Source organism: Cupriavidus sp. YR651, from assembly GCF_900101625.1.
In the GTDB taxonomy this organism is placed as follows: domain Bacteria; phylum Pseudomonadota; class Gammaproteobacteria; order Burkholderiales; family Burkholderiaceae; genus Cupriavidus.
The window spans coordinates 228,915-248,638 of the sequence record NZ_FMYZ01000007.1; the positions used below are offsets into that span (position 1 = coordinate 228,915).

Annotated in this window: 19 protein-coding genes; 11 read left to right on the forward strand and 8 right to left on the reverse strand. The window is 67.1% G+C overall.

Annotation, left to right across the window (positions count from 1 at the left end; translation table 11 throughout):
• The first annotated feature begins 219 nt into the window (after window positions 1–219).
• The 8 genes from BLR29_RS20255 to BLR29_RS20290 all read left to right on the forward strand — a co-directional run bounded on the left by BLR29_RS20255 (window position 220) and on the right by BLR29_RS20290 (window position 6,603).
• Window positions 220–786, forward strand: a complete 567-nt coding sequence (locus BLR29_RS20255; RefSeq protein ID WP_092138864.1) for an RNA polymerase sigma factor — start codon at window positions 220–222, stop codon at window positions 784–786.
• Entirely contained in the window at window positions 783–1,217 is a 435-nt protein-coding gene (locus BLR29_RS20260) for a DUF3619 family protein (RefSeq protein ID WP_092138866.1), read from the forward strand. Before BLR29_RS20255 ends, BLR29_RS20260 begins: the two co-directional genes overlap by 4 nt.
• Window position 1,218: 1 nt before the next feature.
• Window positions 1,219–1,998 carry a DUF3106 domain-containing protein gene (locus BLR29_RS20265; protein WP_092138868.1) on the forward strand — a complete coding sequence of 260 codons (780 nt, stop codon included), beginning with the start codon at window positions 1,219–1,221 and terminating at the stop codon, window positions 1,996–1,998.
• Between the two features lie 262 nt (window positions 1,999–2,260).
• The gene (locus BLR29_RS20270) at window positions 2,261–2,803 is read left to right on the forward strand and encodes an RDD family protein (RefSeq protein ID WP_092138869.1); all 543 of its coding nucleotides are present in this window, start codon (window positions 2,261–2,263) and stop codon (window positions 2,801–2,803) included.
• Window positions 2,800–3,813, forward strand: coding sequence for an esterase/lipase family protein (locus BLR29_RS20275; protein WP_092138871.1), 1,014 nt, complete (start codon window positions 2,800–2,802; stop codon window positions 3,811–3,813). Before BLR29_RS20270 ends, BLR29_RS20275 begins: the two co-directional genes overlap by 4 nt.
• Before the next feature lie 124 nt (window positions 3,814–3,937).
• The gene (locus tag BLR29_RS20280; RefSeq protein ID WP_092139166.1) at window positions 3,938–4,933 is read left to right on the forward strand and encodes a UDP-2,3-diacylglucosamine diphosphatase; all 996 of its coding nucleotides are present in this window, start codon (window positions 3,938–3,940) and stop codon (window positions 4,931–4,933) included.
• A gap of 127 nt (window positions 4,934–5,060) precedes the next feature.
• Entirely contained in the window at window positions 5,061–6,191 is a 1,131-nt protein-coding gene (locus BLR29_RS20285) for a glycosyltransferase family 4 protein (RefSeq protein ID WP_092138873.1), read from the forward strand.
• Entirely contained in the window at window positions 6,106–6,603 is a 498-nt protein-coding gene (locus tag BLR29_RS20290) for a diacylglycerol kinase (protein WP_092138875.1), read from the forward strand. The genes BLR29_RS20285 and BLR29_RS20290 overlap by 86 nt, the downstream gene beginning before the upstream one ends.
• 9 nt (window positions 6,604–6,612) lie before the next feature.
• Here BLR29_RS20290 and BLR29_RS20295 read toward each other — a convergent pair whose 3' ends face one another.
• The 7 genes from BLR29_RS20295 to BLR29_RS20325 all read right to left on the reverse strand — a co-directional run bounded on the left by BLR29_RS20295 (window position 6,613) and on the right by BLR29_RS20325 (window position 13,621).
• Complete coding sequence (locus BLR29_RS20295) at window positions 6,613–7,197, reverse strand: LOG family protein (RefSeq protein ID WP_092138877.1); 585 nt, start codon at window positions 7,195–7,197, stop codon at window positions 6,613–6,615.
• The gene (locus tag BLR29_RS20300) at window positions 7,194–7,904 is read right to left on the reverse strand and encodes a TetR/AcrR family transcriptional regulator (RefSeq protein WP_092138879.1); all 711 of its coding nucleotides are present in this window, start codon (window positions 7,902–7,904) and stop codon (window positions 7,194–7,196) included. The genes BLR29_RS20295 and BLR29_RS20300 overlap by 4 nt, the downstream gene beginning before the upstream one ends.
• Before the next feature lie 154 nt (window positions 7,905–8,058).
• Window positions 8,059–8,661, reverse strand: coding sequence for a DUF924 family protein (locus tag BLR29_RS20305; protein WP_092138881.1), 603 nt, complete (start codon window positions 8,659–8,661; stop codon window positions 8,059–8,061).
• The gene (locus tag BLR29_RS20310; protein WP_092138883.1) at window positions 8,648–9,076 is read right to left on the reverse strand and encodes a group II truncated hemoglobin; all 429 of its coding nucleotides are present in this window, start codon (window positions 9,074–9,076) and stop codon (window positions 8,648–8,650) included. The genes BLR29_RS20305 and BLR29_RS20310 overlap by 14 nt, the downstream gene beginning before the upstream one ends.
• 33 nt (window positions 9,077–9,109) lie before the next feature.
• Window positions 9,110–11,719 carry an ABC transporter permease gene (locus tag BLR29_RS20315; protein ID WP_092138885.1) on the reverse strand — a complete coding sequence of 870 codons (2,610 nt, stop codon included), beginning with the start codon at window positions 11,717–11,719 and terminating at the stop codon, window positions 9,110–9,112.
• Window positions 11,720–11,774: 55 nt separating this feature from the next.
• Window positions 11,775–12,377, reverse strand: a complete 603-nt coding sequence (locus BLR29_RS20320; protein ID WP_092138887.1) for a DUF4126 domain-containing protein — start codon at window positions 12,375–12,377, stop codon at window positions 11,775–11,777.
• A gap of 146 nt (window positions 12,378–12,523) precedes the next feature.
• Window positions 12,524–13,621 carry a substrate-binding domain-containing protein gene (locus tag BLR29_RS20325; RefSeq protein WP_092138889.1) on the reverse strand — a complete coding sequence of 366 codons (1,098 nt, stop codon included), beginning with the start codon at window positions 13,619–13,621 and terminating at the stop codon, window positions 12,524–12,526.
• A gap of 141 nt (window positions 13,622–13,762) precedes the next feature.
• On the opposite strand from BLR29_RS20325, the gene BLR29_RS20330 reads away from it, so the two are divergent.
• Complete coding sequence (locus BLR29_RS20330) at window positions 13,763–14,620, forward strand: ABC transporter substrate-binding protein (protein ID WP_176861005.1); 858 nt, start codon at window positions 13,763–13,765, stop codon at window positions 14,618–14,620.
• Window positions 14,621–14,632: 12 nt separating this feature from the next.
• Here BLR29_RS20330 and BLR29_RS20335 read toward each other — a convergent pair whose 3' ends face one another.
• Window positions 14,633–15,580 carry a LysR substrate-binding domain-containing protein gene (locus BLR29_RS20335; protein WP_092138891.1) on the reverse strand — a complete coding sequence of 316 codons (948 nt, stop codon included), beginning with the start codon at window positions 15,578–15,580 and terminating at the stop codon, window positions 14,633–14,635.
• Window positions 15,581–15,843: 263 nt separating this feature from the next.
• On the opposite strand from BLR29_RS20335, the gene xdhA reads away from it, so the two are divergent.
• The gene (gene xdhA, locus BLR29_RS20340) at window positions 15,844–17,340 is read left to right on the forward strand and encodes a xanthine dehydrogenase small subunit (RefSeq protein WP_092138892.1); all 1,497 of its coding nucleotides are present in this window, start codon (window positions 15,844–15,846) and stop codon (window positions 17,338–17,340) included.
• A gap of 11 nt (window positions 17,341–17,351) precedes the next feature.
• Complete coding sequence (gene xdhB, locus BLR29_RS20345; protein ID WP_092138894.1) at window positions 17,352–19,724, forward strand: xanthine dehydrogenase molybdopterin binding subunit; 2,373 nt, start codon at window positions 17,352–17,354, stop codon at window positions 19,722–19,724.

Here is a 19,724-nt window from a genome sequence, read left to right on the forward strand (position 1 = left end):
CCCTCCGCGCTTTTTGCGAAGCGCGCACCGACCCGGCGCATCCGGCACAAGAACCCCCGACGCCGACGCACGCCGCAGTCGAATTCATGTCTGCACTTCAATACAGGATTGACCCAAATCAGCGGTTTTTTGCTAGCATCGCAGACATTTCCCCACTGCCGCAGGTCTTACGCGGCACATTTCACTCCGTTTCCGCGCCCACCCGCCGTATTTGCCTGAATGGCCTCCGACAAGGAACTCTCCGACTTTCTCGCCAGCGTGGAGCGACGCGCCTTCAAGCAGGCCGTATTCGCCGTGCGAGACGACGAAGCCGCGCTGGACATCGTGCAGGACGCCATGATCAAGCTGGCGGAGAAATACGGCGACAAGAGTGCCGCCGAACTCCCGCCGCTGTTCCAGCGCATCCTGCAGAACACCATCCACGACTGGTTCCGGCGCCAGAAGGTGCGGAACACCTGGGTCACACTGTTCTCCAACCTGCGCGACGACCGCGAAGGTGACGATAATGACCTGCTCGACACACTGGAGGCCCAGGCTGGCACGGAATCGGCGGAAAGCAGTGCCGACAAGGTGGAACGGGCACAGGTCATGCAGATCATCGAGCAGGAAATCCAGCGTCTGCCCACGCGTCAACGCGAAGCTTTTCTGATGCGTTACTGGGAGGATATGGACGTGGCCGAGACCGCAGCTGTCATGGGCTGCTCCGAAGGCAGCGTCAAGACGCACTGTTCCCGTGCAACGCATACGCTGGCACAAGCATTGCGCGCACGGGGGGTCCGACTATGAGCAGAAACGAACGAGATATCCAGGAACGCCGCTTCGCCCGCGAGATCCGCTCGGCACTCGATGCCTCCGCGGACGCCCTGCCGGCGGACATTTCCGAACGGCTGGCAGCCGCGCGGCGAATGGCGCTCGCCGCCAGGAAGGCCGAGGCTCCGGTGCGCGTGCCACAACTGGCGCTGCCCGGCGCGCATGGCCCCGTGTTCGAGGAAGACGAGGACACGCCCATGCACCGGGCCGGGGCATGGCTGCGCCGGCTTGCCCTTGTCTGGACGCTGGTGGTCCTCGTTGTCGGACTCATCGGTATCTATCACTGGCAACAGCAGAAGCGCGTGGAGGAGCTGGCGGATGTGGACGCCGCCATGCTGCTTGACGACCTGCCGCCTACGGCCTACGCCGATCAGGGCTTCCACGTGTTCCTGAAGCGCGGGCAATAGGATGGCTCGCGCTACTTCCCGCTCCGACGCCTTCCGTCGCCGGCTAGCCGGCGTATGTGCGGCCGGGCTGATGGCCGCCGCCATGGCTGGCGTGGCCGTCACCGCCGCACAGGCGCAGGGGCCGGGCGCGACCGCGCCGGCACCGCACATCATCAACGCCCACCCCACCTGGACCGAACTGTCGCCCGCGCACCAGCGCGTGCTGGCGCCACTGCAGCCGCTCTGGGACACCATTCCCGAGCTGAACCGGCGCAAGTGGCAGCGCATCGCCGACCGCTACCCGACACTCAAGCCCGAGGAACAGGCGCGCCTGCAAACCCGCATGGCCGAGTGGGTCAGCATGACCCCGCAGGAGCGACGCCTGGCGCGCGAGAACTACCAGATCACCCGCACGCTGCCGGCGGAAAAGAAGGCGGAAGCGTGGGATCGCTACCAGCAACTGCCGGAAGAGCAAAAGAAGAAGCTCGCTGCCGCAGAAAAGGTGCCGCGCCGCCCGGGCGCCGTCAGCGCGCTGCCGTCCGGCAAGCGGCTGCCAGCCGACACCAGCCATCAGATCCGGCCCGAGAAGAAGCCCGCCAGCGCACCGGATGCGATGCCGGCCGCCACGCCGGCCCAGGCTGTCGCCAGCACACCCGCCGTCGCGGCGTCCGCGCCAACGGCCCCGGCACCCGCCCCGGCCGTGAGCGCGCCGACATCGGCCACGCCGGCACCGACGCTCGCGCCGCCGGTCACCGGGGAGGCCGCCACGGACATCACCACCCAGGACGCGCCGCGCCAATAAGCGCGGACGGCCCTGAGCCGTCTCCAGGCCATCCCCAGTTCGCCCGTCGCGTCGTCAACCGGTAACCCACCCGAAACTGGCACGCCGTCGGCCCGGGTCGGCCCCAAGCGGCCAGCGAGGCAGGTTTTGGCATAATTGCCGCTTCCCGGACTTGCACTGATCGACGCACCGGCCACCGGGCCATGCCGACCCTCGGGTCAGCCCACCGCTCTGCCGCCTGACTCCGCATCCGCTACCTGCCACGAACCGATCGCCTCGCGCCATGCCTGCTGCCACGTCTGCCGCTTCTCCCCCCGCTTCGCCCGATCGCGCCATCCGCACGCCCACGCTGCGCCGCCGGCTGACGTGCATGCTGTACGAGGGTGTGCTGCTGTTTGGCGTGCTGATGGCCGCCAGCGCGGTCTATGTGCTCGTTCGGCCGCTGCTGCAACAGCATGGGCTTGATCGCCCCTACGTCGACCAAGCGTGGATGTTCGTCGTGCTCGGTTTCTATTTCACGTGGTTCTGGCAACGCAACGGCCAGACGCTGGCGATGCAGACCTGGCGGATCCGGCTGGAGACCGCCGCTGGCGTGCCTCCGCGCTGGCCGCGGGCCGCGCTGCGTTTCGTGCTGGCGTGGCTGTGGCTGCCGCCGGCGGCAGTGGTCGGCCACGCGTTGGGGCTGACCCGGGGCCCGTTCGTCGGCGCGCTGGCCGCCGGCCTGCTGATCTGGATCTCGCTGGCGTGGCTGGATCCGCGCCGGCAATTCCTGCATGACCGCCTGGCCGGCACCCGACTGACCGACCTGCGCCCCGCCAAGTCATGAGCCTCACGGCCGCCGCCCTGCGCCGCGCCGCCGTAGCCATCCAGGCAACGGCGGCCAGCGGGCTGGCGGCGGGGCTGGCTGTCTGGGCCGGCTGGCCGTGGCCATTGGCGATCGGCACCGGCGGGCTAGCGGTGCTGATCGGCTTCGGTGCCGGCGTTGCCATCGCCTTTGGCGCCACGCTGGGTGGCCTGGGCATCGCGCCTGCCGAACGTCCCCCGCTCCCGGCCGATGCCCCCCGGCGCCAGCGGCTTGGCATGACCAGCGCGCTGGTCTGCTACCTGGGGGAATGCCAATCCGTCTTCCGCATGTTCAACTGGCTGCAGCCATTTCGCTCGCAGCTGCGCTTCGCGGCGCCCGCCGCCAGCGGCCCCGGGCGCGATGCGCCAACCGTGCTGCTCGTCCACGGCTACGGCTGTAACCAAGCGATCTGGCTCGATATGGCGCCCTCACTCGCCGCGGCGGGCTATCGCTGCGAAGGGATCGACCTGGAGCCCGTGCTCGGCGATATCGACGACTATGCGCCCACGCTCCTGGCGCACATGCGAGACATCCGATCGCGCACCGGACGCGCCCCGCTGCTGCTCTGCCACAGCATGGGTGGACTGGCCGCGCGCGCGGCGCAAGTGCTCGCTCTCGCCGACACCTGCTCCGCACCGCCGTGCGCCGGCATCGTGACGCTTGGTAGTCCGCACCATGGCTGCGCACTGGCGCGCTTCGGCAGCGGCCGCAATGCGCGGCAAATGCGTTGGGCGAGTCCCTGGCTTGCCACCCTTGCCGCTGCGGAATCGCCTGCCATGCGGGCACGCATCGTTTCGATCTTCAGCTGGCACGATTCGATTGCCGGCCCGCCTGGCACGTCGTGGCTCGACGGCGCGCGCCATCTCGCGCTGGACGGGATCGGCCACGTTTCATTGTTGCGGCACCCGCGCGCGATAGCGGCCACGCTCGACGCGCTGGCCATGCTCGGTGCCGATGCGACGGCACCCCCACGCGCAACCGCCACGCACTGACCGCGCCGACACCCGCCGCGCGTGCCCGCCACATTGCGCGGGGTTCATATGACATTCATGTTTCCGTCACGGTATCGTCATGCCGCGCTGGCCCAATGCAGCCATCGCCGATACCGGGGCCGCCATGGTTCAAGCAATCCGATTTGCCCGCGGACGTCTGTCGAGGGTCGCGCAGCGAATGCGCGGCAAACCTGACACGACGCTCTCCCTGTCCGCCGTGCTCGCGGCGTACATGCCGCCGCCGTCCGATCTGTCACCGCCCGCCGCCCCGCCCGTCCGCGCCCACGCCGAATCCGGCAACCGTCCCACCTCCTCCGCCGAGCCCCCCACGCATCGCTACCGCGCCATCTGGCTGTCCGATATCCACCTGGGCACGCCGGGCTGCCAGGCCACCTACCTGCTGGACTTCCTGAAGCACAACGAATCGGACGTCCTCTACCTGGTGGGCGACATCATCGATGGCTGGCAGCTGCGCCGCGGCTGGTACTGGCCGCAGAGCCACAACGACGTGGTGCAGAAGCTGCTGCGCAAGGCACGCAAGGGCACCGATGTCATCTACGTGCCGGGCAACCACGACGAAGTGGCGCGCCAGTTCGACGGCATGGCATTCGGCGATATCACCGTGCGCGAGGACGCCATCCACGTCACCGCTACCGGCCGGCGCCTCTGGGTCGTTCACGGCGACCTGTTCGACGGCGTCGTGCAACACGCCAAATGGCTGGCCTACCTGGGCGATTCGCTCTACACGATGATCCTGGCGATCAACCGCCACTTCAATCGCGTCCGGACCAAGCTCGGCTTCGAGTACTGGTCGATCTCGCAATACCTGAAGCATCAGGTCAAGAACGCCGTGAGCTACATCAATTCCTTCGAGCACGCCATGGTGGAAGAAGCGCGCCGCCGCGGCTGCGACGGCGTGGTCTGCGGCCACATCCACAAGGCCGAAATCCGCGAGGTCGACGGCCAGCTCTACTGCAACGACGGCGACTGGGTGGAAAGCCTTTCGGCGCTCGTCGAAACGATGGAAGGCGAGCTGAAGATCGTCTACTGGACCACACTGCTCGACCCGCCCGCCACCACCAGCCGGCGTCGCCGCCGCACCGCCGAGCTCGCCGTCTGATACGGCACAGCAGCATGACTCGCCACGGCCATCCGCCCGACACCGGCGGCATGCGCCGTCACCACCAACACCGCCACCATTTCGCCACCGCGCAGCCGCCACGGCGCCTCTGCCGCAAGGAGTTTCGATGAGAGTCCTGATTGTCACGGATGCCTGGGAACCGCAAGTCAATGGCGTGGTTCGCACGCTCAAGTCCACCCGCCGCGAGCTGGAGGCCATGGGCCATACGGTCGACCTGCTGACACCGCTGGAATTCAGCACGATACCGTGCCCGACCTACCCCGAAATCCGTCTGTCGCTGCTGCCTTCGGCCAAGGTCCGCCGTCGCATCGACGACTTCCGCCCCGATGCGCTGCACATCGCCACCGAGGGTCCGCTCGGCCTCGCCGCGCGACGCTACGCAATACGCCATGCGCTGCCGTTCACCACGGCTTACCACACGCGCTTTCCGGAATACGTGCAGGCACGCTTCGGCATTCCGCTGGCATGGACCTATCGCTTCCTGCGCTGGTTTCACGGCCCGGCGCGCGCCGTCATGGCGCCCACGCCGGTGGTGCTGGACGATCTGCATCGCTACGGCATCACGCATGGCGTGCTGTGGACGCGCGGGGTGGATCTGGACGTCTTTACCGCCCAGCGGGCGAACGTCCTGAACAGCGCGCATCCGATCTTCCTCTACGTCGGCCGCGTGGCTGTTGAAAAGAATGTCGAGGCCTTCCTGCAACTGGACCTCCCCGGCTCGAAGTGGGTGGTCGGCGACGGCCCCGCGCTGGCCAGCCTCAAGGCGCGTTATCCATCGGCGAACTACCTGGGCGTCCTGAAGCAGCCCGAGCTCGCCAGGGTGTATGCTTCCGCTGACGTTTTCGTCTTCCCTAGCCGTACCGATACCTTCGGGCTGGTATTGCTGGAAGCGCTGGCGAGCGGCCTGCCCGTGGCGGCCTATCCCGTGACGGGCCCGATCGACGTATTGGGTGACAGCCCGGCCGGCGTGATGCACGAGGACTTGCGGGAAGCCTGCCTGGAGGCGCTGCGCATCGACCGCGCCACCGCGCGCGCGCATGCCGAAAAGTTTTCGTGGCGCGCGGCATCCGAGCAGTTCCTGGCACACCTGCGGCCGCTGCCGGTACCGGCGGCCACCCATGACACTTCGGCGTCCTCCGCCGCGCACGATCATGTCCAAACCGCACCCCACGCTACCGTCCGACCCGCACCTGTCCAACCCGACCTCCACGCGGGCGGCGGCCGAGCCGGAGATTGAATACACGGTCGAAAAGAATCCCCACAAGGGCAACCGCGGCCTGACACGCGCCTGGCATGCGGCGATCAACTCGTTGTCGGGCCTGCGGTTTGCTGTGCTGGAAGAGAGTGCGTTCCGTCAGGAGCTGACGCTGGTGGTCATCCTGACGCCATGCGCGTTCATTCTGCCGGTGAGCGTCGTCGAACGGATTCTGCTGCTCAGCACGTTGCTGCTGGTGCTGATTGTCGAGCTATTGAACTCGAGCGTCGAAGCCGCGGTTGACCGCATATCGCTGGAACGTCACAGCCTGTCCAAGCGGGCGAAGGACTTCGGCAGCGCGGCGGTCATGCTGGCCCTGATCTTGTGCGCGGGCACGTGGATCGCGATCGGCGGGCCGCATGTGGTGAGGTGGGTGGAGGCCTGGGTGGGCTGACGAACGACGCTAGGTTTGCTTCCGCCCCTGCTGCCACTTGTCCACGTGGACGCGCGGCGCGGCGGCAAGCCTGCCCAGCAGGTCGGCCGGTGTCTCGGCGACATGCAGCATCTCCGCATGCACCTGCTTCAGGAAGCCTTCACCCACCGCATGGTTCAGGAATCCGAGCATGCCGTCATAGAAGCCTGCCACGTTGAGCAGGCCGACAGGCTTGTCGTGGTAGCCCAGCTGCAGCCACGTAAAGGTTTCGAACAACTCCTCGAACGTGCCCACGCCACCCGGCATCGCGATAAAGGCATCCGCGCGGTCAGCCATCATCTGCTTCCGCTCGTGCATGTTGCGCACGACATGCAGCTCGGTCAGGCCGCGGTGCCCCACTTCCTTCTGCATCAGCGCATCGGGAATCACGCCGATGGCCGCGCCACCGTGCGCCATCACGCTATCCGCGACGATGCCCATCAGGCCGACCTTGCCGCCGCCATAGACCAGCGCCAGGCTTTGCTCGGCCATGGCCTTGCCCAGCGCGCGGGCGGCGTCCGCATACTCGGGACGATGACCGGGGCTGGACCCGCAATACACGCAAACGGATTTCACTTCTTGTCCTTCTCGGCTTTTGCGGCGTCCGCCTCTGCCTTGGCGGCGGCGTACTCGCGCGCGAGTTGGTCAAATGCCTCGCGCGCCTTGCCGCGCAGGTACGGCGCCAGGATCGAAAAGATGTGATAGCTCGACCCGTGGAGATAGCCACGAATCTGCTCGGGATCGTTGTACTGGCGCGGGTGCTGCACGAACTGGAAAGACAGCCAGTAGGTGGCGATCACCACGATGTTGGTGCAGATGGCGTCCACCTGCTCGGGCGTCGCCTCCATGTCGCCGTCCTCCTGGAACTGGCGGCAGATTTCCAGCGCAAACCGCTTCTTCTGTTCCACGATCCGCTTGAAGTTGGTCTCCAGCATGCGGTTACGGGCCAGCAGATCGTTGATATCGCGATACAGGAATCGGTAGTTCCACAAGAACTCGGACATGTACTGCAGGTAGCCCCAGCTTTCGCCCAGCGTAGCCTTGTGATCCTCCGGCATCTTCAGGCGGCGCTCCATCTCCTGCTCGAAGCGCACGAAGATGGAGTTGATGATGTCGTCCTTGTTGCGGAAGTGATAGTAGAGATTGCCAGGGCTGATCTCCATGGCCTCCGCGATCGTCGTAGTGGTGACGTTGGGCTCGCCCAGCTCGTTGAACAGGCGCAGCGAGACGTCGAGGATGCGGTCTCGGGTTCGACGCGGAGCAGCTTGCGGTTTGGCTTCCATGGGCTCAGGACAGACTTTGAATCGGCAGGATTGGGATTATAAGCAATCGGCCCGGCGAGGCCCGGCCGATGCGACGAGAGCGCCACCGCGACATCCGCAGGGGCGCTCGAAGATGAATCCGGCGGCAACGCCAGGGCGCGACCGGGGGGCCGGCTCAGAACGATGACCCCGGCTTCTTCAGGAACGCCAGCTCCTCGGCGGTACTCGTCCTGCCCAGCACCGCGTTGCGGTGCGGGAACCGTCCGAACCGGGCAATGATCTCGCGATGCTTCACCGCCCACTCCACGGCATCCACGGTGCCTCCGCTGTCTTCCCGCAGTGCGATGGACTCGCGTACCGAAATATCCTGGGCGTCCATGGATTCCGCGTGCTCGAACGGCAGGTAGCAGAACATGCGATGCCAGGGCGTGGGCAATTGCCGGTCCCACCCGAGTTCCAGCATGCGGCGAGCCAGCTCCAGCGCGCGGCCATCCGTGGCGAAGCTGCGCGGATCGCCGCGGAACATGTTGCGCGGAAACTGATCCAGCAGCACGATGCGCGCGCAGGCGCCCTCGGGCGTCGCCGACCAGCCCTCGGCGGCGCCGTCATCGGCTGCCTGCCACAGTGGCAAGAACTTGTCGCAGATCGCCGCATCGAAGGCGTCGTCCTTGGCAAACCACTCGCGTCGCGACACACTCCAGATCGCCGAGCCCGGCGTGCCAAACCAGAAGTCCAGCAGCTGCACGGCCTGGGCCGGCACCGCGCTATCGCTGGACATTGCGCATCCAGTCCGCAGTCTGGAAGAACGCCTGCATCAGGCGCAACTGCAGGTCTTCCGGCAGGTTGACGTCCTGCATCGCCAGCGCCATGCAGCGCATCCACTGGTCGCGCTCGCTGGTGCCGATCTCGAAGGGCATATGGCGCGCGCGCAGGCGCGGGTGGCCGAACCGGTCGATAAAGTGGTTGGGGCCGCCCAGCCAGCCGCACAGGAACCAGAACAGCTTGTCGCGCGACCCGTCAAGCGACGGCGGATGCAGCGCGCGCAGACCCGCGAACTGCGTCTCCAGGTCCATCAGGTCATAAAACCGGTCGACCAGTTCGCGCACACGCGCTTCACCGCCCACCAGTTCGTAGGCAGTCACTTCCTTGCCTTCGCTCTGGGCGTCGGGCTTGTCGTTGGAATCGGTACTCATTGGCAATAGGAATGCGAACAGGCTGCGCGGTGATCAGACATCACGCAGCGTCGCCAGCGCCGGCTGGCGCAACACCTCGCGCAATCCCAGCCAGCCGCCGGCAAAAGCGCACAGCATGCCAGAAACCACGCCGATCGGTACGATCCATCCGTTGAAGCGATACGGGAAATCGAACACGAACTGCGACAGCCCCCAGCCCACCGCGATGGCGCCAAGACTGGCCAGCAGCCCCGCCAGCCCGCCCACCACGAGAAATTCCGCGTACTGTGTCTGCCGCACCAGCGCCGCGGACGCGCCAAGCGCCTTGAGCAACCCGGCGTCGCGCTTGCGCTCGTCGCGCGCACCGGACAGTGCCGCATACAGCACCGTCACGCCGGCCAGCAGCGTAAAGACAAACAGAAACTCCACCGCGGCGATCACCTGGTCGAGGATGTCCTGAATCTGTCGCAAGATCAGGTCGGTATTGACGACGGTGATGTTCGGGAACGCGGCAGTCAGCCGGTTGCCCAGCGATGCCTTGGCCGGCGGCAGGTGGAACGCGGTGATGTAGGTCTCGGGCAGCCCCTGCATCTTGTCCGTGGGCAGGATCACGAAGAAGTTGACGCGCATCGAGCCCCAGTCGAGCTTGCGCAGCGACGTCACCGGCGCCTCCACGGTCTGGCCGGCGACATCGAAACGCAGCGTATCGCCCAGCTTGATGTGGAGCGTCTTGGCGATACCCTCCTCCACCGACGCGCCGCCTGATCCACCCGACCAGCGGCCGGCGATCACCTGATTGCCCTCGGGCAGCGTGTCCGTATAGGACAGGTTGAACTCGCGCTCCACCAGGTTGCGCGCGCGTCCGTCAGGGTACGTGTTCGCCTGGATCGGTCGGTCGTCGATATGGGTCAGGCGGCCGCGCACCATCGGGTACAGCAGGTCTCTGACGCCGTTCGTCGCCAGCATCGCGCGCAGCGGGTCTCGCTGGTCAGGCTGGATGTTGATGATGAAGCGATTGGGGGCGTCGGCCGGGGTGGCGTTGCGCCAGGAATCGATCAGGTCGTTGCGTGTCATGCCGAGCAGCAACAGCGCCATCAGCCCCACGGCCAGCGCCACGGTCTGCAACACCGTCACGCCGCGCCGGCGCTCCAGCACGGCCAGCGCAAAACGCCAGCCCACGCTGCCACGGGCCCGGCCACGCATGCCGCGTGACAGCGCGAGCAACAGGCCCAGTGCCAGCAGCGCGAAGACGATGCCCGCGCCGACAAACCCGCCGGCAGTGGTCAGTCCGAGCTTCAGGTCGCGCGCGGCCACCAGCAGCAGGCCGACAAAGGCGCCAAGCCCCAACGCATACGCCACCCATGCCGAAACGGGGGGCAGGCCGATATCGCGCCGCAGCACACGTAGCGGCGCCACGCGCGTCAGCGCCAGCAGCGGCGGCAGTGCAAAACCCACCAGCAGCACCAGCCCCGCCGCAACGCCGACCAGGGCCGGCACCACCGACGGATGGGGCAACGAGACCCGCAGCAGGCCACCAAGCGACATCAGCAAGCCGTAGTGGGCCAGATAGCCCAGCGCCACGCCGACGATCGCCCCGCAGGTGCCGAGCACCAGGAATTCGAGGCCGAATGCCGCCAAAATTTGCTGGCGCGACAGCCCCAGGCACTTGTAGACCGCGCACGCGTCGGTGTGGCGCTGCATGTAGCGCCGCGCGGACATGGCGATGGCCACGGCGGCGATCATCGACGACAGCACCGCCACCAGCGACAGAAAGCGTTCGGCGCGATCGAGCGTGGCGCGCATTTGCGGCTGCCCCGATTCCAGCGACTCCACGCGCGTGTTGCGCAGGTGGCGCCGCTCGATCTCCGCGGTGGCCCACTGGCGATACGCATCGCCGGCCGCATCGGGCCCGGCCACCAGCAGGCGGTAGGTCACGCGGCTGCCCCAGCCGATCAGCTTGGTGGCTTCCAGATCGGACAGCGGCAGCAGCACGCGCGGCGCGAAGTTCATGAAGCCCGCGCCACGGTCCAGTTCCTGCGTGATGATCCGGTCGATACGAAAGGTCTTGCTGCCAAGCTGGAGGCCGTCGCCCACACGAACGCCCAGCGCACCGAGCAACGCCTCGTCGACCCAGACCGTGCCGGATGCGGGAATCTCCTCGGCGGCTTGCTCGGCCCCGCCCGGCTCCGTGGCCACCTTGAGACGGCCGCGCAGCGGGTAGCCATCGGTCACCGCCTTGAGCGCAGCGAGCTGGCTTGTCGCCTCGCCGCCTCCGCCTGTGGCCCCACCAGTAGCCCCACCCCCGGCCGGCCCGTTGCCGTTGCCGCCAACGCGCGCCGTCGCCATGCTCGGGAACGTGACGGTCTGCGCCACCTGCAAGCCGTCCTGCTTCGCGCGGTCCGAGAAAGCAGCGTCGAACGGCTGGTCGGAAATCAGCAGCACGTCGGCGGCGATCATCTGGCGCGCATCGCGCTCCAGCCCCAGCCGCATGCGATCGGCCAGAAACCCCACACTCGTCAGCGCCGCCACGGCCAGCACCAGCGCAAACAGCAGCAACGTCAACTCGCCGGCCAGCCAGTCGCGCCGGGCCATGCGCAACGCCTGGTGCCAGGCGGAAAAACGGGTCTCGGGGGCGATGGGTGCGGCGGCGGACTCAGTCGGCATCAGGCGATCTTCGGGTAGGCGGTTCAGCGTGGACGGTATGGGGAGAGCGGAGATGTCATGGCCTGCGCGGCGGGCTGCCGGCGCCGCCGCGCAGGCTGGCGTGGAGCCGCCGCACACCGCGCCAGAGCCTGGGAATCAGCCACACCGCCACAATCAGGAACAGGGCCAGCAGGATCAGGAAGACAACGGGCAAGAAGAAGGCCAGCAGCAGTCCGCCGGTGGCCGTCACATCCTCGGTAAACGACGCCACCCAGTTCGAAAATGGTTCCGGCGAGACATTGATCAGCGCGCGCGTGCCAGCCTTAGTGGCGTGCGCGGCGCCGGCCAGGGTGCCGCCGATCAAGCCGGCGGCCACCATCCATTGCGGATCGAGCTGGCCGAATGCGGCCGCGGCCAGGATTGCGCCGGCAGGGATGCGGATAAAGGTCTGGATGCCGTCCCAGACGGTATCGAAGCCCGGCACCTTGTCGGCGACGAATTCGGCAACGGCCAGCACCCCGGCCACGCCGATGACCCACCAGGACTCCAGCACCTGGAGCCCGGGGGGCAACGCGAGCCAACCCACGCGGGCCAGCAGCCCGGCGGCCAGCACGGCCAGGTAGAGACGCAATCCGCTGGCCCAGGACATGCCCGCGGCCAGCGCGGCGGTTTCCAGCATGAGCCTCCTCGCGATGACATCCGGCAGCGCCGGCGGCGCCGCTTGTCGAGGAGTGTAATACGGCCTGACCTCGCAGGCTGACCTCACCGGCCAACCTCGTCGGCCAACCTCACGGGCCGACCCTGCGGGCAAACCCCGACCCGCGATCAGGCCCCTTCCTTGCCGTCCGTGCCGAACCAGGGCAGCGCCTGCTGCGGCGTGAGGATGCCCGCCGGTTCGGCGGCCGTGTAGCCAGGCAGCGCCTCGATGCGCTGCGCAAATGCGGGGTCCGCCAGCAACGCGAGCAGCGACAACATCCACGGCGCAGTCTGGTCGTTCTTGCGCACCGCCAGGTAGTACGCCTCGCGCGTCAGCGGCACGAACGCCAGGCCGTTCGCTTCCGCATTCATGCGCAGGCCGAAGCCAACCTGCGCCCGCCCGCTGCGCACGGCCTGCGCCACTTTCTCGTTGCTGAATTCGGGATCTTCGTAGCCGGTGATCTGGTCCGGATACAGGCCGTGCGTGGCCAGCAGCTGGTCGAACAGCATGCGTGTGCCAGAACTGCGCTGGCGATTGACGAAGCGTGCACCAGTGCGGGCCAGGTCCCGCAGGTCGTGGATCTCGCGCGCCATGTCCGGCGCCACGATCAGCCCCTGCTCCCGCCACGCCAGCCGCACCAGCCGCACCGTGGCCGGACGCAGCCATTTGCGCAGGGTCACGTGCGCCACCGACCCCGCTACCTGGATCGGCGATACATAGAAGCCCGCCAGCTCCGATTGACGCTCCTGCAGGCAGATCAGGCCTTCCACGCTGCCACAGAACACCGCATCCAGCTGCAGCGGCGTTGGCGCCCCTTTCAGGGCGGCAGTCAGCGTTTCGACGGCCGGATCGTGGCTGCCCGAGAAATGCACGACGGTCTGCGGCTGGGCCGCGTCGTCGAGTTCGACCAGGAAATCCGCCATCGCTTTTTGCACGGCGGGATCGATGGTCTCGCGCAGGCGCAGTTCGGCACGCAGCAGCCGTTCGCCAAACCGCGTCAGCGACGCACCGCGTCCGCGCTCCATGTCGAGCATGCTGCGGCCGAGCATATCTTCCCAGGTGCGCATCACGCCCCATGCATGGCGATACGAAAGCCCGATCTCCTGGGCCGCCCGATGCAGCGACCCGGTTTCGCGCACCGCTTTCAGGAGCTGGAACACCTTGCCGTTGGCGCGCGGATTGTCATCGGCGGCAATGACCGGGAACAGGTCAAAGCGAAAAGTCATATGAATTGCCTTGCATATTTACAGGAGGATTGTGGCTCGCTGACAATCGTATGCCCCGGTTTCCACGACGCTGAGGCTATTCTCCACGATGCATTGTCGATGTGGCAATTGTGTTTTCAAAAACATAATGGAGGAACAACAATGTCCGACATCCGCCAAGACGTCCGTCTTACGCAACCCTCCAGGCTGGTTCGTGCGCTGGTCGGCGCCGCCAGCGCCGTGGCGCTGCTTGTGCTGCCAGCGGCATACGCCGGCGAACTCAAGATGGCCACCACCACGAGCACCGAGAATTCCGGGCTCCTGAAATACCTGCTGCCCAGATTCGAGAAAAGAACCGGCATCAACGTGAAGGTGATCGCCGTCGGCTCCGGCAAGGCCATGAAAATGGGCGAGATGGGCGACGTGGACGTGCTGCTGGTGCACGCCCGCAAGATGGAAGACGAGTTCGTCGCCGCCGGCTACGGCGTGAACCGCCGCGACGTCATGTACAACGACTTCATCGTGGTAGGCCCTGCCAGCGACCCGGCTGGCATCCAGGGCGGCAAGGACGTCGTCGCCGGCTTCAGAAAGGTGGCCGGCAGCGGCAGCAAGTTCATCTCGCGCGGCGACAACTCCGGCACGGACGTGATGGAAAAGGATTACTGGAAGAAGGCCGGCATCGAGCCGAAGGGGCAGCCGTGGTACGTGAACGCCGGGCTGGGGATGGGCGAGGTCCTGACGATGGCCGCGCAGATGCCCGGCTACACGCTGTCGGACCGGGCCACCTATGGCGCGTATCGCGCCAAGACCGGCCTGGCGATCCTGCTGCAAGGCGATCCGCAGATGTTCAATCCGTATGGCGTGATCGCCGTCAATCCGGCCAAGCACCCCGGCGCCAACTACGCGGATGCGATGAAGTTCGTCGAATGGATGACCTCGAAGGAAGGCCAGGACGCCATCGCCAGCTACAAGGTCGATGGCGAACAGCTGTTCTTCCCCGACTACAAGGCCGCCAGGTAAGCGGCAGCCAGCCTACCCCGCCGCGGCTTCCAGCCGCGGCAACTGCGGCAGATCGGCCGCCACCTCGGCGATCATCCGCCGCATCCACATCACGTCCGGCGCTGCATGGCAGCGTTCGTGCCACAGCTGGTAGAACCGCATGCGCGGGAACGACACCGGCGACGCCACCATCCGGATCGGCAAGTACTGCGCATAGTGCGCGGCAAACTGGCGACCCGTCGTAAATACCATGTCGGTCTTCATCAGCACGTACGGCACCAGGCCGAAGTACGGCAACGTGACCTGGATGTTGCGCTTGTAGCCCTGCTCCGCCAGCGCCTGGTCGATCATGCTGCGCTGCATCGACGCATACGGCGCGGGCGCCAAGTGTGGCATTTCCAGGTAGTGGCGCAGCGTCAGCCCGTGGCGCGCCAGCGGGTGCTGCGCGCCGAGCATGCAGACCACTTCGTCGTCGAACAGCGGTGAGATATGCAGGTGTTCCGGCGGCGACAGCCAGTTGCCCACCACGATATCGAGGTGCCCCTGCTCCAGCGCTTCCAGGAAATCGCTGGCCTGCGTCATCGGGTGCACGAACAGCTTGGCGCCCGGCGCCAGCCGGCGCACGCGCTCGACGATATTCGGCAGGAAGAACGCGTCAAGGTAATCCGGCGCGCCCAGATGGAAGGTCCGCGTGGTGGTGGCAGGGTCGAACTGCTGCGGCGGACGGGCAATGCGGTCCATCGCCGCCAGGCTCTGTTCGGCCAGCGCCAGCAGTTCGCGCCCGCGTTCGGTCGGCACCATGCCGCTCTTGCCGCGCACCAGAATGGCGTCCCCGGTGATGTCGCGCAGCCGCTTCAGCGTATTGCTGATGGCCGGTTGCGACTGGCCGAGCCGGACAGCCGTGCGGGTCACGCTCTGCTCGGTGAGCAGGGTGTGGAGCACCCGCAGCAAATAAGTATCGAGATGGTCGCGTCCGTGCATGGCAGGGGCCCGTCCCGCCGCGGGGGCGGGTGTGGCTGGCGTGGGGGATGGGAACGGCGTAGTGTATGTCAGGGATCCCTCGGGCGGTCAAATCCGGCGCTGTACGGGAAGACCCGGACAAACCCGGGAAACCGCGCCCCGCCTGGCGTCCCGGCGGGGTGGCGGTCACAGTCGCGCGCCTTGATGGGGCATATCACATGGGCCGAATATTGCATGAATCGGGCCGATGCTATGTTTCCGCCATCCCCGAAAGAGAGAAGACCATGGAGACGCAAACCATCCGCTTTTTCCACCGCGGCCAGGTCCAGGAAATATCCGACGCCCCCGTTACCCGCACCGTGCTTCAGTACCTGCGTGAGGACGTCCGCTGCACCGGCACCAAGGAAGGCTGCGCAGAAGGCGACTGCGGCGCCTGCACCGTCGTCATCGGCGAGTTGCAGGACAGCGGCGATGTCGAATTCAAGGCCGTCAACGCCTGCATCCAGTTCCTCCCCACGCTCGACGGCAAGGCCCTGGTCACGGTAGAAGACCTGCGCCAGGCCGACGGCGCGCTGCATCCCGTGCAGGAAGCGATGGTCGAGTGCCACGGCTCCCAATGCGGCTTCTGCACGCCCGGCTTCGTGATGTCGCTGTGGGCGCTGTACCAGCAGCACACGCCTGGCGGCGAGCCCCCCGCGCGGCAGGAAATCTGCGATGCGCTGACCGGCAACCTGTGCCGCTGCACCGGCTACCGTCCGATCGTCGACGCCGGCCAGCGCATGATGGCCCTGCCCGCACCGCAGGCCGACCGCCTGAACCCGAAGCAGATCGCCGACACCCTGCGCAACCTGAAGCGCGGCGAGACCTTCCACTACAACGCGCGCGGCCAGCACTTCTACGCGCCGCGCACCGCGGCCGAGTTTGGCGCGATCAAGGCCGCCGAGCCGAACATCCGCATCCTCGCCGGCAGCACCGACGTGGGCCTGTGGGTCACCAAGCAATTCCGCGAGCTGGGCAACCTGCTCTACGTGGGCCAGGTGGAAGACCTGAACACCATCGCGGAGCGCGACGGCTTCATCGAGATCGGCGCCGCGGTGACGCTGGAGCGCGCTTACGCCGCCCTGAATGTCGCGCACCCCGAGCTGGAGGAAATGTGGAAGCGCTTTGCTTCGCTGCCCATCCGCAATGCCGGCACGCTGGGCGGCAACATCGCCAACGGCTCGCCAATCGGCGACTCAATGCCCGCGCTCATCGCGCTGGGGACCGAAGTCGTGCTGCAGCGTGGCGACGTGCGTCGCACGATGCCGCTGGAAGACCTGTACCTGGCCTACCAGAAGACGGCCATGACCGAAGGCGAGTTCGTCGCCGGCCTGCGCGTGCCGGTCGAGGGTCCACAGTATTTCCGCACCTACAAGCTGTCCAAGCGCTTTGACGAGGACATCTCCGCCGTGTGCGCCGCGTTTGGCATCACGGTCGAGAACGGTTTCGTCACGTCCGCCTGCATCGCCTTCGGTGGCATGGCGGCCACCCCCAAGCGGGCCGCGCTGACCGAAGCCGCGCTGACCGGCCAGCCATGGAACGAGGCCACCGCCCGTGCCGGCATGGCCGCGTTGGGCCAGGACTACACCCCGCTGTCCGACATGCGCGCCACCGCGTCGTACCGTGCGCGCGGGGCCGCCAACCTGCTCTATCGCTTCTGGCTGGAAACGCGCGAAGGCGCGCTGTCCGCCGCCGAGGTCAACGTCCGCGCCATCGGCGCCGGCGAACCCGTGAGCGCCTGAGGAGAGCCAGCATGAACAAGCAAACCGAACCCTTCCTGCTCGACGCCAGCGTGGCGGCGGAATCGTCGCCGCAAGTCGGCATCTCCCGCCCGCACGAGTCGGCGCACCTGCACGTGGCCGGCACGGCCACCTATACCGACGACATCCCGGAACTGGCCGGCACGCTGCACGCCGCGCTGGGCATGAGCACCCGCGCTCATGCGCGTATGAAGTCGATGTCGCTCGACAAGGTGCGCGCGGCGCCCGGCGTGGTGGCCGTGCTGACCGTGGACGACATTCCGGGCGTCAACGATTGCGGCCCGATCATCCACGACGACCCGATCCTCGCCAGGGATGTGGTCCAGTTCATCGGCCAGCCGATCTTCGTGGTGGTGGCGACGTCGCACGATGCCGCGCGCCGCGCCGCCCGCCTGGCCGAGATCGACTATGAAGACCTGCCGCCCGTGCTGTCGCCGGAGGCCGCGCATGCCGCGGGCAGCTACGTGCTGCCGCCGATGCACCTGAAGCGCGGCGAGCCACGCCGCCACATCGACGGCGCCGCTCATCGCGATGGTGGCGAGATCCGCCTCGGCGGCCAGGAACAGTTCTACCTCGAAGGCCAGATCGCCTACGCCGCGCCGCGCGAAAACGACGGCATGCACGTGTGGTGCTCCACCCAGCACCCGACCGAAATGCAGCACGCCGTGGCCCACATGCTGGGCTGGCACGCGCACCAGGTGCTGGTGGAATGCCGTCGCATGGGTGGCGGCTTCGGCGGCAAGGAATCGCAGTCGGCGATGTTTGCCTGCTGCGCCGCGCTGGCCGCATGGAAGCTGCTGTGCCCGGTCAAGATGCGTCCGGACCGCGACGACGACATGATGATCACCGGCAAGCGCCATGACTTCGTGTTCGACTTCGAAGTGGGTCACGACGACACCGGGCGCATCGAGGGTGTGCAGGTGGAAATGGTGTCGCGCGCGGGCTTTTCGGCCGATCTCTCGGGCCCGGTGATGACCCGCGCCATCTGCCACTTCGACAACGCCTACTGGCTGCCGAACGTGCAGATCGACGGCTACTGCGGCAAGACCAATACGCAGAGCAATACCGCCTTCCGCGGCTTTGGCGGCCCGCAGGGCGCGTTCGCGATCGAGTACATCCTCGACAACATCGCGCGCAACGTCGGCAAGGATTCGCTCGAAGTGCGCCGCGCCAACTTCTATGGCAAGGGCGAGCGCAACGTCACGCCGTACGGCCAGACCGTGGAAGACAACGTCATCCACGAGCTGATGGACGAACTCGTGGCATCCAGCGAATACCAGGCCCGCCGCGCCGCCACGCGCGCGTTCAACGCGACCAGCCCAGTGCTCAAGAAGGGCATCGCCATCACCCCGGTGAAGTTCGGCATCTCGTTCAACGTCGCCCACTTCAACCAGGCCGGCGCGCTGGTTCACGTCTACAACGACGGCTCGGTGCTGGTGAACCACGGCGGCACGGAAATGGGCCAGGGCCTGAACACCAAGGTGGCGATGGTCGTGGCGCACGAGCTTGGCATCCGCATGGAGCGGGTGCGCGTGACGGCCACGGACACGAGCAAGGTGGCCAATACGTCGGCCACGGCCGCCTCGACCGGCGCGGACCTGAACGGCAAGGCCGCGCAGGACGCCGCACGCCAGATCCGCGAGCGCCTGGCTGCCTTCGCCGCGCGCAAGGCCGGCGTCGATGCCGATACCGTGCGCTTTGGCGACGACCTGGTCGTGGCCGGCGAACTCCGCCTGTCCTTTGGTGACCTCGCCCGCGAGGCCTACGTGGCCCGCGTGCAGCTCTGGTCCGACGGCTTCTACACCACGCCCAAGCTGCACTGGGACCAGAGCAAGCTGCACGGCCGGCCGTTCTACTACTTCGCCTACGGCGCCGCGTGCTCCGAGGTACTGGTCGACACGCTGACCGGCGAATGGAAGCTGCTGCGCGCCGATGCCTTGCACGACGCCGGCAAGTCGCTCAACCCCGCCATCGACATCGGCCAGGTGGAAGGCGCGTTCATCCAGGGCATGGGCTGGCTGACGACCGAGGAACTGTGGTGGAACCAGAACGGCAAGCTGATGACGCACGCGCCGTCCACCTACAAGATTCCGACGATCAACGACTGCCCGGAAGCGTTCAACGTGCGGCTGTTCCAGAACCGTAACGTCGAGGACAGCATCCATCGCTCCAAGGCCGTGGGCGAGCCGCCCCTGCTGCTGCCGTTCTCGGTGTTCTTCGCGATCCGCGACGCCATCGCGGCTGTGGGCGACTATCGGATCAACCCGCCGCTGCGCGCCCCGGCGACCAGCGAGGCGATTCTGGACGCCGTGGAAGCCGTGCAAGCCGGCATTGCAACAAGGCAGGAGACGGCGGTTGCCGTCTGA

Bases quoted from the DNA above. Each gene is read 5' to 3' on its own strand.
- BLR29_RS20255 (WP_092138864.1), top strand. From the start codon at position 220: ATGGCCTCCGACAAGGAACTCTCCGACTTTCTCGCCAGCGTGGAGCGA.
- BLR29_RS20325 (WP_092138889.1), bottom strand. From the start codon at position 13,621: ATGACTTTTCGCTTTGACCTGTTCCCGGTCATTGCCGCCGATGACAAT.
- BLR29_RS20305 (WP_092138881.1), bottom strand. From the start codon at position 8,661: ATGTCCAGCGATAGCGCGGTGCCGGCCCAGGCCGTGCAGCTGCTGGAC.
- BLR29_RS20310 (WP_092138883.1), bottom strand. From the start codon at position 9,076: ATGAGTACCGATTCCAACGACAAGCCCGACGCCCAGAGCGAAGGCAAG.
- xdhB (WP_092138894.1), top strand. From the start codon at position 17,352: ATGAACAAGCAAACCGAACCCTTCCTGCTCGACGCCAGCGTGGCGGCG.
- BLR29_RS20280 (WP_092139166.1), top strand. From the start codon at position 3,938: ATGGTTCAAGCAATCCGATTTGCCCGCGGACGTCTGTCGAGGGTCGCG.
- BLR29_RS20335 (WP_092138891.1), bottom strand. From the start codon at position 15,580: ATGCACGGACGCGACCATCTCGATACTTATTTGCTGCGGGTGCTCCAC.
- BLR29_RS20285 (WP_092138873.1), top strand. From the start codon at position 5,061: ATGAGAGTCCTGATTGTCACGGATGCCTGGGAACCGCAAGTCAATGGC.
- BLR29_RS20260 (WP_092138866.1), top strand. From the start codon at position 783: ATGAGCAGAAACGAACGAGATATCCAGGAACGCCGCTTCGCCCGCGAG.
- BLR29_RS20315 (WP_092138885.1), bottom strand. From the start codon at position 11,719: ATGCCGACTGAGTCCGCCGCCGCACCCATCGCCCCCGAGACCCGTTTT.
- xdhA (WP_092138892.1), top strand. From the start codon at position 15,844: ATGGAGACGCAAACCATCCGCTTTTTCCACCGCGGCCAGGTCCAGGAA.
- BLR29_RS20265 (WP_092138868.1), top strand. From the start codon at position 1,219: ATGGCTCGCGCTACTTCCCGCTCCGACGCCTTCCGTCGCCGGCTAGCC.
- BLR29_RS20320 (WP_092138887.1), bottom strand. From the start codon at position 12,377: ATGCTGGAAACCGCCGCGCTGGCCGCGGGCATGTCCTGGGCCAGCGGA.
- BLR29_RS20300 (WP_092138879.1), bottom strand. From the start codon at position 7,904: ATGGAAGCCAAACCGCAAGCTGCTCCGCGTCGAACCCGAGACCGCATC.
- BLR29_RS20270 (WP_092138869.1), top strand. From the start codon at position 2,261: ATGCCTGCTGCCACGTCTGCCGCTTCTCCCCCCGCTTCGCCCGATCGC.
- BLR29_RS20330 (WP_176861005.1), top strand. From the start codon at position 13,763: ATGTCCGACATCCGCCAAGACGTCCGTCTTACGCAACCCTCCAGGCTG.
- BLR29_RS20275 (WP_092138871.1), top strand. From the start codon at position 2,800: ATGAGCCTCACGGCCGCCGCCCTGCGCCGCGCCGCCGTAGCCATCCAG.
- BLR29_RS20290 (WP_092138875.1), top strand. From the start codon at position 6,106: ATGTCCAAACCGCACCCCACGCTACCGTCCGACCCGCACCTGTCCAAC.